The following is a 14,103-nucleotide window of genomic DNA, read 5'->3' on the forward strand; positions in this document are numbered from 1 at the left end:
AATTTACTTCTATGAACAGCCTCGCAAAAATTATGCTGCTTATTACCTGCTTATTTCTGTTACATATCCCTGCTTTGTATGCACAAACAAACGATTCGTTGACATATACGGAAATTTTAAACATACCCTATTACACAGGTACAGGAGCAGACAGCAGCTACCACAAATTGAATCTGGTACTACCCAAGGGAAAAACAAACATGCCTTTACTCTTATGGATTGGGGGCGGTGCCTGGTCGTATGTTGATAGGCATCAGGAGATGGAGCTGGCTCGGAAAATAGCCGGGCAAGGAATTGCGGTAGCCTCGGTGGGTCACCGGCTGAGTCCGGCAACCTGGAAAGATCCTGCTTTGAACACTGGTATACACCATTCGGAACACATAAAAGATATTGCCAGAGCATTTAAGTGGTTGTACGGCCATGCTGCCCGATATGGCTATTCGCAGAACGATCTGTTTGTGGGTGGCTTCTCATCTGGCGGACACCTGGCAGCCTTACTCAGCCTGGATCACCGGTATTTGAATTCTATTCAGCAAATTAAAGGAGTAATTCCGGTTTCAGGCACTTATGATATACCGCATTACTACCAGATATTATCGTCCGGAAGTGGCCAGCAACTAGCCGATTCTCATGTAAAAGGGGTATTTGGCAGTTCACAAGAAGATTTTCTGGATGCTTCTCCTACCACGTATCTGCAAAATCTATCACTGCCAATGCTATTGATCTCAGACAGAAACACCTATGTGTATACCAAATTTTTTGAAGATAAAATAAAGGCAACCGGTTTTAAAAAACTGCAGGTGCTGCATAGCACTGACTTAAGCCATAGCGAACTCTGGAAAAACCTATCGTTTGCAGACAAAAGTAAATACCGGGATTCAATCGTAGATTTTATTAACTCCCATACCTCTTTTTAACCTTACTAATACAGCATGACCGGAAAACACATTTTCTCTAGTTCCCGCAGAGAAGCATTGGTAAAACTTTCATTAGGCACAGGAGCTTTAGCTTTTGGCGCTTTACCAAAACAAGTAATGGCTGATGCCTTACCCAAAAAACTAGGAATTGCTTTAGTTGGCTTAGGCAATTATAGCACCATGCAACTGGCTCCTGCCTTGCAGGAAACCAACCTATGCAAACTGGCAGGTATAGTTACCGGTTCGCCTGATAAAGCCAAAATCTGGTCGCAGAAGTATGCCATTCATCAGAAAAATATCTACAACTACGAGAATTTTGATACGATTAAAGACAACCCAGATATAGATATTGTGTATGTGGTATTGCCTAACGCCATGCATGCTGAATATACCATCCGGGCAGCACAGGCAGGCAAACATGTAATTTGTGAAAAACCCATGGCTCTTTCTGTACAAGAAGGGCAAATGATGATAGATGCCTGCAAAAAAGCTAATCGTATGCTATCAGTTGGATACAGGCTTTACTTTGAGCCGCATCATCTGGAAGTCAGGCGGCTGGGTGTGGAAAAAGTGTATGGAAAGGTAAAAATGATAGAAGCCAGTTTAGGGTTTTCCATGGCCAATCCCAACTCCTGGCGGCTGGATAAAAAACTGGGTGGCGGCGGAGCCATCGTAGATTTAGGCTTGTATGCCATACAGGGTGCCCGGCGGGTAACAGGCGAAGAACCTATACGAGTACAAGCACAGGCATTTACGATGGATAAAACTATATTCAAAGGGATTCCTGAAACTGTATTCTGGCAAATGGAATTTCCGGGTGGCACCTTATCTAACTCCAGCACTTCCTACACCTCTTATGTAGATCGTCTCTATGCAACGGCAGAACAAGGATGGTTCGGCTTGAGTCCTTCTTTTAATGCCATTGGCACCAAAGGATTAACCAGCAAAGGAGAATTAACTTTCAAAACTAATGCCTACCAGCAAACGGCTCAGATGGATGATTTTGCTGATTGTATTATCAACAAGCGTCCATCCATTGCATCCGGGGAAGAAGCGTTGAAAGATATACGCATATTAGAAGCCATCTTTCAGTCCATCGAAAGCAGGCAACCGGTAAACATATAATACTTATACTAGCCAAATATATCAAATGCTACGCGGAAGGTGTTGCAATGGGCTTCTACAATATCGGCCATGCGTTCAGAATATCCGCCACCCATAGCTACGGCCACTGGAATTTGCTTCTTGGCACATAGTTCCAATACTGTCTGGTCACGGGTACGGCATCCTTGTCTGGTTAATGCCAGTTTGCCCAGCTTATCAGTGTCCAATACATCTACCCCGGATTGATAGAATATAAAATCAGGTTTTTGCTCTTCTATCAGCTTTGGCAACGTTTCTCTCAGAATTTGCAAATAGGTACTGTCGGTTGTATATGCTTTCAGAGGTATATCCAGGTCAGACACTTCTTTTTTCAACGGATAATTATCCGCTCCGTGCATGCTGAAAGTAAAAACCTGCGAATTATTCTGGAATATTTCGGCTGTGCCATTCCCCTGATGCACATCCAGGTCTACCACCAGAATTTTACTGGCTAATTGGTTTTGCAGTAAGTGGCAGGCCGCAATAGCCAGATCATTTAACACACAAAAACCTTCCCCTTTATAAGTAAATGCATGATGTGTACCTCCGGCAATATTCAAGCTAATTCCATCTTCCAGGGCATGCACTGCCGCCTTCAACGTACCGCAACTGCTGCTTAGCGAACGGTCTACCAGGCGTTGATTCAATGGCAAACCTATACGCCGTACTTCATGTACATCAAGTGTTAGGCTTTTAATTTTATGCCAGTATTCTTGCGTATGCACAGCTAATACCTGCTCCTCCGTACACAACCCGGTATCATAGAGATTAGCCTCCTCGATAGTGCCTTCATACAACAACTGGTCTTTGATTAAGGCATATTTTTGTATAGGAAATTTGTGGTCTTTGGGTAAGTCCAGAAGGTAGCGGTCAGAATAGGCGATTTTAATCATTCGGGTGAAAGTTCTGGTAATAAAAATATAGCTGCTAGCGCAGAACTATACGTAGGAGATGTTTATTTTTATACCCTAGTTAACTCTGCGGGATAAATTTAGTTCCTCATTATTTTAATCATATGCCTGGCGAAAATGGTAGGCTTCCCGTACTAATCCCTATGAACTTTAGCAAGCTCATTTCCAGAATTAAAGTATTTATCAGGCAGGAATCTTTTGAACCCGACACCAGCCGGGCTTTGCTGGTAACGGTAGCCTTAATTATGCCCATTACCATTAGCCATTTGGTAGGGAAACCTCTATTAGGTGTGTTTGTCGGGTTAACGGCTCAACTATTAACTTCGGCTAGATGGCAAGGCACATATCCGCAAAGGGCGCTTATTATCTTTACGGGGACACTCTGTATTGGCATTGCCGCTTTTATTGGTACACTTGCCGGAAGCTATTTGGTAACAGCTGCACTCTTTATGGCACTGGTCGCTTTTCTGGCTTCCCTGGCCAGAGGCTTGGGAGATTATGGGCAAACACTGGGTATTTGTGCTGTTATCTTATTTTTGTTCTCTTTGCGTGCTCCTAACGATCTAATTACCGCTTTTGAACGGATGAGCCTGGTATATATTGGAGGCACCTGGGCTGCATTTCTTTTACTTTTTTACTGGCCATTCAGCCCTAACCTGCCGCTGCTGCTCAAAATAGCCCATCCATGGGAAATTTGCAGCAGTTTAATGCAAGCAATTGCTACCCATACGTTCATTGAAGCTGAGGAAGATGATGATTTTACTAAAAGAGTGAATATGCTGCGTGTAGCTGTGAATACGGTGCTTTCCTTATCAAAAAGACATATGAATGGATTAACCGCTATTCGCAGAGATCTACTTAAAATTACTAGAGAAGCTTACCGCTTCGGAGCTACCACTGCTGCCCTACGCGAAGAACTGGCAAATATGCCTGCCGATATACGCAGTCTGAACTTAATGACCTCTGTTGAAAAAATTGCTGGTAACTTGAGTAAGGCAGCAAAATTGATCGCAGACGCAGTCATAACCCAGAAAAAGAAAAAGCTTCAGCCGCTGCAAGATAGTATTGCTGAGGCCAAAGTCCAGGTGGTTATATTGCATGAGCAGGCAGATGCTGCTGTATTAAATACTCCTGCCCGGTTAGCAATACAGCATATTATTTCCCTCATGGAATCTGCTGTAGGTTACTTAGATATAGTGTATACATTGCTAAACCGCATACAAACCAAACAAGTAACCAGACAGCGTACACAGGCTTTAATTCTTAAGTTTAACTTCCGGAAATGGTGGCAGAAGATGCAGTTCAAGCTTCAACCCAACGCTATGTTGCTAAAACATAGCCAGCGGGTAGCTATTGTAACAGTAGTAGGCCTTACTTTATATTATACCCTAGATCTGCCAAGAGGCCAGTGGATAGTATTAACGATTATGGTGCTGCTACAGCCCGACTTCAGTACCACCAAAGAAAGAACCCAGGACCGGCTGCTCGGTACAATGGCAGGCGTAATACTAGGTACGTTATTACTGATTTACCATTTGCATTTCTCCCTGCTGATAATAGCTATTTCGGTGTGTGCCTTTTTCTTTGTATACCTGCAAGCAAAAAACTATAGGTTAGCCGTGGTGTTTGTTACTATCATGCTGGTAGGTATACTGGAAGTATCTGAGTTTGTAGGCTGGCAAATTGCCGCCTACCGCTTGCTGGCAACTCTTATTGGTGGAATGTTGTCTATTCTGGCAGCGTATGTATTATGGCCTAGCTGGGAAAGTATGCAATTTCCTGCCCGGATGGCAAAAGCCTTAAAAGCAAACAGAGATTATCTTTGGCAGATTGGCCATGAATTGCAGGATAAAACAGGCTTTCATGCCAGAGTAGTTTCCGACCAGCGGAAAGCAGAGGCAGAAAACATTAATTTGCTTGATACAGTAAAACGGCTAGCACAGGAACCAGACAGTATACGCGACAGAGTAAAAAATGCCCAGAAACTAGCCTATTATAATAACCGCTTAACTAAAGAACTAACTTCTTTTGCGGCATTTTTACCCAGCTTAAAAGCAGATTTTGACTATACCGAAGCGGTTAGCATCATTCAAGAGTTAACCAAGGTAATGGATGAACTAAGTACGGATATAGCCCAGAATAAACCTGTGCTGCATAAGCCCGATCTGGAAGCCATTCTGGGACGTATGAATGTAGAGATAAAAGAAATTGAGCAGATACTCCACCACAGCAACCAGAAGTCTAATCAGTTAGAAGAAATGGTGCTTAATTATGAACTGATTTTTTCCCTACTGGATAAAATAGCCCATGAACTCGGCTCTATGATGAACCTGATGGATCAGGAAACGGATGTTAAAGCTTCAAGCACTGCCAGTACTACCCCTGTTGTTCAACCTTAAGAATGAGTTGGATTATGTAAAGGCTATCAGGTAACGCAACTTAATTACAGACAATAAATAGGCGGCCTAGGCTTGTATGTCAACAAATATTTTTCAATTTTAGAGACTGATATTGACGAAAGTACTTAATAGAATCCCTATGAGAGAAATCAGAATTGCTGCTGCACAGTTTGAGAATGCAAGCGGCGACAAAGCATATAATTTATCTGTCATTGAGAAACTAGCTAAACGGGCCAAGGAGAAAGGTGCCCAGGTGATAAGTTTTCATGAACAATCTGTAACGGGCTACACTTTTCTGAAAGACCTGGATTATGAGCAGTTATATGCATTAGCTGAAAATGTACCCGATGGTGAAAGTACAGAAAAGCTGATAGACATTGCCAGGAAGTATGACATTGCTGTGCTGGCTGGTATTCTGGAAAAAGAAGGTGAAAAAATTTATAAAGCCTATGTATGTGTAGACAAAAATGGCTTTATTGCTAAATTCCGTAAGCTCCATCCCTTTATTAATAAACATATTTCTCCTGGTAATGAGTATGTAGTTTTCGACCTGCTGGGCTGGAAATGCGGCATGCTCATCTGCTACGACAACAACGTAATTGAAAACGTACGGGCTACTACCCTATTAGGCGCGGAAATTCTGTTTGCTCCGCATGTAACCATGTGCACCCCTTCACCTATGCCTGGCCGGGGCTTTGTCGACCCTAAACTTTGGGAGAACCGGGAGAAAGATCCGGTCTCTTTGCGCTTGGAGTTTGATGGACCAAAAGGTATGCGATGGCTCAACCGCTGGTTGCCTGCCCGCGCCTACGATAATGGCATTTATATTGTTTTCAGTAACCCTATTGGCATGGATGCCGAGCAACTGAAGAATGGAAATCCCCTGATTATAGATCCTTATGGAGAAGTAATTGCTGAATTGAAAAGCTTTGAAGACGATATAGCCATAGGCTTGTGTACTTCCGATAAACTGACGCTGGCAGGGGGTTACCGCTACCGGAATGCCCGCCGCCCGGATTTGTACAAAGATATTTTAGGCCAGGCGCATACACCAGTTACTAAGCCAGTATGGTTGCAGGATAAAAAATAGGTATGTAAATCTTTTTATTGATCAACTGCTTGTACTTTTTTAATCCTTTCGGGTATATGTGCAATTTATCTCTTCACCTATTACATACAGGTGAGCCAAAAATGTAGGTATACTAACAGCATACAATGGCTGAAGGTACGGGCTAGAGTAAGCCAAAATTTTTATTCAATTTTATACACAATCTATTCTTTTATCTATTTTTTAGAGCATGGGTCTATGGCGGCTACTGGTCCATAATCCATTTGTAATTAATTTATTTTCAGATACGTTATTTATGTTTTCTTACCTCAACTTATTTGTTTGTTACTTACTTTAATATATTAAATAAAGGGAAACGGCTAGGGTAATGGGAATGATTCAACCGGATATATTCTTAAAACTAGTTTGCTTTTTAGGCTCAATGTATCCAGCTTCTATTATTAGAACATGAGTAGCAATAAGATAATAGTCCTTTACCTTACATCAGCTACGTATTGGCCCATTCTCAGCGTAGCAAGCCTATATTTCATAGTAGTATTGAAATCGATTTACGTTGATTTTTTTACCTATGAAACAATTATTAACAGCACTACTGGTGGTTTCGTTTACCTACAGCAGTTTTCAAGTACAGGCGCAGGAAAAGCCTAAAGAAAAAGAGGTTGAAGATCTAATTGATCTCTCCTTGGAAGAATTAATGAATGTGGAGATTGTCTCTGCCTCCAAAAAAGCCGAAGGTTTATTTGATGCTCCCTTATCAGCCTCTGTTTTAACGAAGGAAGAAATAAAAAGATCAGGCGCCACTTCTATCATGGAAGCCTTTCGCCTGATTCCTGGTTTAATCGTACGTGAGCAGACAAATGGCAATTTTGATGTGCATGTGAGGGGCCTGGATAATGTACCCCCAAACAGCGTAATGGTAAACTCTGCGAATACCACTACCCTGGTTATGATAGACAACCGGCCAGTGTATAATTATCTGCAAGGCGGCACCTTATGGGAAACCCTTCCCATTGATCTGAATGATGTAGAGCGGATAGAAGTAGTGAGAGGCCCGGCCGCATCCATGTATGGCCCCAATTCGGTGTCTGGTGTGATCCATATTATAACCAGAAAGCCGACGAAAGAAGGCGTATATGCGCTAGCCAATACCCAATATGGCACTAACCGCACAGCTATAGCAAATGCTTCGGTTGGTTATCAGAAAGCAAATATGTTTACTATGGGAATGAGCGGAAATTTCCAGAAAAGAGAACGCGAGGAAGTATCGTATTACCGCATCTATGATAACCGGTATGTATCCATGCCCGACTCCTTATACAACTCTTCTGCTACCGGGCAAGAACAATCGTACCTGGTAAATTCGCAAGAACGGTATCCGCATCCGGCTGTTTCTATGAATAAACACGCAGTAAATGCTTTTGTTGGGTACCAGCCGGCTAAGGAAGTGCAGGTGAATGTAACCACAGGATTGCAGAATTCGCACGTACAAAGTGCTTATGCCGAAAACCTGAATACGCCTTTATCTACAGTCATGTCTACTACCAAATATGCTGATCTGAAAGTGAATGCATATGGATTAACCGGACAATTCTCTTATACAGATGGCACACAGAACCCGGTAGCAGGAGGCGTAGGCGCTAAATACGACTTTAACACACTCGATGCCTATATGGAATATGGGTTTTCTATCAAGAAGCTTTCGTTAAAACCGGGCTTAACGTACCGGAAAGCAGTTTATGATGATAGAAAATACTGGGATGTTGAAAGTAATCAGGGATTAATTAGTGGCAAAGGCGAAGTAATTACCTACGCGGCCTCTATGAGAGGAGATTATACCTTGCTGAAAGACAAACTGCGGCTAATTGGCAGTATCCGGGCAGATAAGTTTAATTACCCCGATAAATTGTATGCTTCTTACCAGATAGCTGCTAACTATAAACTGAATGATAAGCACTTATTTAGACTTGTACAGTCCCGTGCAAATAGATCTCCGTTCATTTATGATACGTATTTAGACAAAACATTTATTGGACAAGCCCAGGTGGCACCTAATGTATTTATCCCTACCGAAACCCATGTGCATGGCAGCAGAGACTTAAAACTGGTTACCTCTGAAATGACAGAAGCCGGTTACCGGGTAAAAGCAGCTACCAATCTGCAACTGGATGTGGAGGTATTCAGGACTCTTACCAGAAACTATGCTGAATTTGTTCAGGATAAAAGTGTATTCACACCCGGAGAATCCATTAAAACAGATATTTCTATTTATAATTTGCCAATGATGGTCAGACAGCATGGAGTAACGGTTTCAGCTAATTATGTAATTAATAAAATACAGGTAAAACCTTTTGTTACCCTACAGGAAACGAAATTAAAGGATTATTCTTCCTCTTATAACACACCTGAGTTTAGCCAGACAACTAATGTGAATTCGGGTATTGGCACAGCTACTGCACACAAAGGAACCCCCACTGTATATGGTGGTGCTTACCTTAATTATCAGGTGCATCCAAAATGGAACATCAATTTGAACGGATATTATTTCTCTGCTCAAACCTTTTATCACAGAGAAAATCTCAAGTTTGCTGATGGAGTAAGAGGCGTAGATGTGATTGGGGCTAAATTTATTTCCAGTGCAAAAGTATCCTACAGCCCGGTGAAGCGGCTGGATGTATTTTTAACCGGAAGAAACCTAACCAGCAATGGCTCCAGAGAATTTTACCGGGCAGATAAAATCGGAGCAAGTGTTTTAGGCGGACTTACCTTTGAATTTTAAACTTTTAACAACTCTACTGAAAAAGCCGCTGGTGTGCACCAGCGGCTTTTTTATATGGCTTACCTGGAAAGATAACAACAGCACATTAGTTCTTTGTACTTTGTGCTTTATTTACTTCGGCTGAGAATTTCTTTACCTGGTCGTCTACTTTCTTTTTGTCGCCTACCACTACCAGGGTCATGTCTTCTTTGCGGATGTACTTCTGTGCCATTTCCTGTACTTTCTCCGGCGTAATAGCATAAATGTTTTTTACATAATTGGTCAGGTAGCTTTCATCCAGCCCATGTAATTCTAAAAAAGCCAGCTGATTAATAATGCCTCCGTGCGAAGAATTCTGCAACACAAAAATACCGGCTTTGTAATTTTGAATTCCCTGTAACTCTTCTTTGGATGGCGGCTCTGCTTGTAGCTTATTAATCTCATAAAATATCTCTTTCAATGAGGCTTCGGTGTGTTCGGTGGTTACGTCGGCCTGTTCTGCCCAGGTAGAGGTACGGTAGCGGTTGGCCACAGTACTATAGGGAGAATAAGTATAGCCTTTATTTTCCCGGATATTGCTGGTAATGCGGGAACCAAAAGAACCACCCAGCAGATCGTTCATTAACGAAAGTGCCAGATAGTCTTTGTTAGATGGATCAATAACCGGCAAACCTACAATAATGGTAGATTGTGGAGCATTCGGCCTGTCGATAGTTAATACATCTGGCTTAGTGGCTGGCTTGGCTAGCGGTATATTCCGTTCCGGACCTTTTTTCCATCCATTAAAAGCTTCTTTTACGGCTTTAGCTACAGCTTCTTCATCAAACTTTCCTACCACGTATAAATTAGACCGTTGCGCCCCGAAGTTTTGCTCATAAAAGTCTTTTATTTTAGCGGCGTCATAGGAATTAATCATCTCCTCAGTAGGAAAGAAGCGGCCGTACGGATGGTCAGGATACATGGCGGCAGCAAACTTAGCCTGTGCCTGGGCTTGTGGCTGCGACTGCTGAATTTTTAACTGACGCAGCAGGTCATTTTTCAGGCGGTCTACTTCAGAAGCCGGAAAGGCTGGATGCTGTACAATATCGGCGAATAATTTTATCAGGTTGGGTGCATATTCTGCCAGTACAGAACCACCGATAATGGTAGAATTAGGGCTAACTGAAATGCTTAGTTCTCCACCCATTCTGGCCACTTCTTCAGAAATAGTTTGCGCCGTTTTTGAAGTGGTGCCTTCTTTCATCAAATTCCCTGTTAAATCTGCCAGCCATACTTCATTGGCTTTTTCGTGTACATTGCCTGTTTGCACATGCAGGCTTACAGTTACCTTTGGCACGGCTCCATAAGGCACCATGGTTGTTTTTAATCCATTATCTAAGGTAACTTCTTTTTTAGCAGGAAGCTTAAAATCTTTAGGTTCGCTGCCTTCCGGAGGCGTTTCTTTTTGTGCCTGTGCATGTGTGCCAAGCAATACACAATATATACTGAGGAGAGAATATAGGATTCGTTTCATAGAAATAGGCGTTAGTTGTGAATGGCCTGTTCATTATATCGTATCAGTTGATAAAACCATAGGCCATTGGTGGTTATTTTGTTTGAGGAGCTAAAGGATCTACAGTTAAGATAGTACGGTTGGTTGGCTGCAAGTACTCTTCGGCTGTTTTTTTAATCAAAGCCGGTGTTACTTTCTTAAACTCTGCTTCCAGATCATTAATCCGGGCAGGATTGTCATCGAATAAAGCAAAGCTGGCAAGCAGATCTGCCCGGCCAAAGCCATAAAATCCTACTAAATTATCATACAAACTAGACCGTATTTTTACCAGTGCCCGGTCAATGGTAGCCTGGTCTACTCCCTGGTTTTTCAGATCAGCAACTGCCTTATCTAAAACAGTAACAATAGAATCAGCCGGTACAGTGCTATCATGAATTAAATTGCCCATCCATAGCATGGGGCCATTGTAATTAAACATATTGCCCAGGTAATTAATACCTCCGGAAACGGAGCCCGTGTAGCCCTTTTTCTGAACCAGCGTCTGGTACAATTTGCTGTCGTCGCCCTGCAGCAAAATCTGGTCTATTAAGCCCATGGCATAATATTCCGGGGTATTGCGTGGAGGCATGTGATAGGCAAAAGCCAGGGCAGGTTTATTCGCCAGCGAGTCTTTTTTTACAAAACGTTTTTCCTTTACTTGTTTAGGTTCGGAAATATCTGGCTGAGCAGGTAATGTAGCGGGTTTGATGCCTGAAAAATATTTCTGCACCATGGCTTTTGCCTCTTCCGGCTTAAAATCGCCAACAATGGCAATGGCGGCATTATTAGGTGCATAATAGGTATCAAAAAACTTCTTTACATCTTCCAGGGTAGCTGCATCCAGATCTTTCAGGTCCCCATAAAAATTATGGGCATTGTACCAGTTCTCGTTGGCATATTGCGGCATATCCAGCCAGGGAAATCCACCATACGGTTGATTGAGCACATTTACCCGTACTTCACTTTTTACTACGCCTTGCTGGTTAGTCAGGTTTTCCTGCGTAATAGCTAATCCTTTCATCCGGTCGGCTTCTGCCCAAAGAGCTGTTTCCAGTTTGTGTGCAGGCAGAATCTCAAAATAGTTGGTAAAGTCAAACCGGGTAGACCCATTTAAGGTACCGCCATTTCGTTGTACCAGGCGAATGAACTCCATTTTACCTAAATTATTGGACCCCTGGAACATCATATGTTCGAACAAGTGAGCAAAACCTGTGCGATCTTTAGGTTCTATTCTAAAACCTATATTGTAGTATACCGCTACCACTACTGTTGGGCTGGTTGTATCGCGGGAGAGAACTACTTTTAAACCATTATCTAGTTTGTAATAGTCTACCGGCACCCGGAATCCAATCTCTTCTTTTACCTGAGGCGAAGCTTGAGCAGGGGCCTGGGAAGTAGTTGGGGTATTTTTTGCGCAGGCAGACAGCAATAGAATTACAATACCACCTACGAGTTTTGGTATTTTCCACAAGGCAAGGGCAGTTCGGGTTGTTTTCATAGAAGTTTGTTTTGGTTAAGGTTCTGCTAAATGTATAATTTTTTATGTGTCTGCCAAATAATAGCAGGTTTATTCTCGAAAATCACCCAATCTGCGGGAAGGGTTGTTAGATGGTTAATTTTCCTGACTCAAGTTATAAGTGGTTCTAACATTATTTCTGGGACCAGTTTACAAAAATACCTGGCCATTGCTGCTGAACAACACATTTTTAATGAACGGTCTAAATCTTATTTGCAGACAAGCCGGTTGGCACAAAAGCCTTTCTATAATTTTGCGCCTTTCTGATATATTTGCCTATATCTTTGTTGACTAACTTTAAATGACTATCCGCCTTTTTCTGTTTTTACTTCTCTTACCTTATTTCCCGGTACTTTTACAAGCCCAGTCCATGCCGCCCAAACGGGAATTCCGGGGCGTATGGATAGCCACCGTAGCGAATATTGACTGGCCAAGCCGTAAAGGGTTATCGCCGGTGGTACAGCAGCAGGAATTTACCACCATACTAGATGCGCATCAGAAAAATGGCATGAATGCCGTAGTCGTACAGATACGCCCGGTAGCCGATGCGTTTTACCGGAGTCAATACGAACCCTGGTCAGAGTGGCTTACCGGCAAACAAGGGCAGGAGCCAAACCCACCTTATGATCCGCTGGCATTTATGGTAGACGAAAGCCACAAACGGGGTATGGAATTTCATGCCTGGTTTAACCCCTACCGGGCCACCTTTGATACCATTGCCAGTAAACTTTCCCCTACCCATGTATCGCTGCAACATCCCGAATGGCTATTAACGTATGGAGGAAAGAAGATTTTTGACCCTGGCTTGCCTCAGGTCCGGGAATACATTGTACACGTTATTCTGGATGTAGTACGGAATTATGATATTGATGCTGTACACTTTGACGACTATTTCTATCCCTATCCGGTAGCTGGCGACACCCTACGCGATGACAGCACCTTTGTAAAATATGCCAATGGTTTTACAAATATTGACGACTGGCGGCGGCACAACGTAAACCTGCTCATTAAAATGATCTACGACAGCATCCGTCAGGCCAAACCACATATAAAATTTGGCATTAGTCCGTTCGGAGTCTGGCGTAATGCATCCGACGATCCGCTGGGATCAGATACCAGAGCTGGCAATACTTCCTATACCCACCTGTATGCCGATTCCCGTGCCTGGCTGCAACAAGGAATACTGGATTATATAGTGCCGCAAAATTACTTCAGTACTGGGTATACAGTGGTGAACTACGAAAAGCTGACCAAGTGGTGGCTGCAAAATACGTATGGGCGGCATTTGTACATGGGACACGGGCCATATAAAATTAATAAGAATGCCGACAGTACCTGGTTCCATCCATCTGAAATGCCGCGGCAAATCCGCTTGAACCGGCAATATCCACAGATACAGGGAAGTGTATATTTTAGTTCTAAGTCTATTATGGGTAACCCCAACCATATTGCTGATTCGCTGCAAACAGATTTTTACCGGTATCCGGCTTTACTTCCCACCATGCCCTGGCGGGATAGCCTTACACCTCTGGCACCAGAAAAACTACAAGCCAAAAGGCATTTAGGAGGCCTTACCCTTACCTGGCAGGCCCCTCCGCCAGCAACTGATGGAGATACCGCCTATTATTATGTAATCTATCGTTTTAACCGAAAACAGGAGTTGAATACTGAAGACCCCAGAAACATTTTAGCCATTCACCGCCAGAAAACAACCACCTTCACCGATGCAACTGTAGAGCCACGGAAAAAATATGTATATGTGGTATCGGCTCTGGACCGACTGCATAATGAAAGTATGGGCAATAAACAGGTGAAGAAAAAAGCCAGAAGGAAGTTGATAGTGGAAAAATAAGCAGGCCTCA

The 14,103-nt window shown here is 42.8% G+C and carries 9 protein-coding genes; 6 read left to right on the forward strand and 3 right to left on the reverse strand.

Annotated features, from left to right (window positions below; all coding sequences use genetic code 11):
- Positions 1 to 11 precede the first annotated feature (11 nt).
- Positions 12 to 917, forward strand: a complete 906-nt coding sequence (locus Q0590_RS05555; protein WP_302036504.1) for an alpha/beta hydrolase — start codon at positions 12 to 14, stop codon at positions 915 to 917.
- A 15-nt stretch (positions 918 to 932) separates the two neighbouring features.
- Positions 933 to 2,042, forward strand: coding sequence for a Gfo/Idh/MocA family protein (locus Q0590_RS05560; protein ID WP_302036505.1), 1,110 nt, complete (start codon positions 933 to 935; stop codon positions 2,040 to 2,042).
- Between the two features lie 8 nt (positions 2,043 to 2,050).
- On the opposite strand, the gene Q0590_RS05565 is transcribed toward Q0590_RS05560, so the two are convergent.
- A complete protein-coding gene (locus Q0590_RS05565; RefSeq protein WP_302036506.1) occupies positions 2,051 to 2,953 on the reverse strand; it encodes a histone deacetylase family protein in 903 nt (300 codons plus the stop codon).
- A gap of 161 nt (positions 2,954 to 3,114) precedes the next feature.
- Here Q0590_RS05565 and Q0590_RS05570 point away from each other — a divergent pair, with 161 nt between their 5' ends.
- From Q0590_RS05570 to Q0590_RS05580, 3 genes are all read left to right on the forward strand, one after another.
- A complete protein-coding gene (locus tag Q0590_RS05570; protein WP_302036507.1) occupies positions 3,115 to 5,370 on the forward strand; it encodes an FUSC family protein in 2,256 nt (751 codons plus the stop codon).
- Between the two features lie 139 nt (positions 5,371 to 5,509).
- A complete protein-coding gene (locus Q0590_RS05575) occupies positions 5,510 to 6,460 on the forward strand; it encodes a nitrilase family protein (RefSeq protein WP_302036508.1) in 951 nt (316 codons plus the stop codon).
- A 547-nt stretch (positions 6,461 to 7,007) separates the two neighbouring features.
- Entirely contained in the window at positions 7,008 to 9,215 is a 2,208-nt protein-coding gene (locus tag Q0590_RS05580; protein WP_302036509.1) for a TonB-dependent receptor plug domain-containing protein, read from the forward strand.
- An 85-nt stretch (positions 9,216 to 9,300) separates the two neighbouring features.
- Here Q0590_RS05580 and Q0590_RS05585 read toward each other — a convergent pair whose 3' ends face one another.
- Together Q0590_RS05585 and Q0590_RS05590 are read right to left on the reverse strand one after the other, a co-directional pair.
- Positions 9,301 to 10,707 (reverse strand): M16 family metallopeptidase, encoded by a 1,407-nt coding sequence (locus Q0590_RS05585; RefSeq protein WP_302036510.1) that lies wholly within the window; start codon positions 10,705 to 10,707, stop codon positions 9,301 to 9,303.
- 73 nt (positions 10,708 to 10,780) lie between these two features.
- Positions 10,781 to 12,223 (reverse strand): M16 family metallopeptidase, encoded by a 1,443-nt coding sequence (locus Q0590_RS05590; protein WP_302036511.1) that lies wholly within the window; start codon positions 12,221 to 12,223, stop codon positions 10,781 to 10,783.
- Between the two features lie 319 nt (positions 12,224 to 12,542).
- Between Q0590_RS05590 and Q0590_RS05595 the strand changes: the two genes are divergently transcribed.
- Complete coding sequence (locus Q0590_RS05595) at positions 12,543 to 14,093, forward strand: glycoside hydrolase family 10-like protein (protein WP_302036512.1); 1,551 nt, start codon at positions 12,543 to 12,545, stop codon at positions 14,091 to 14,093.
- Positions 14,094 to 14,103 lie beyond the last annotated feature (10 nt).

This window comes from Rhodocytophaga aerolata (genome assembly GCF_030503435.1).
Classification (GTDB): domain Bacteria; phylum Bacteroidota; class Bacteroidia; order Cytophagales; family 172606-1; genus Rhodocytophaga; species Rhodocytophaga aerolata.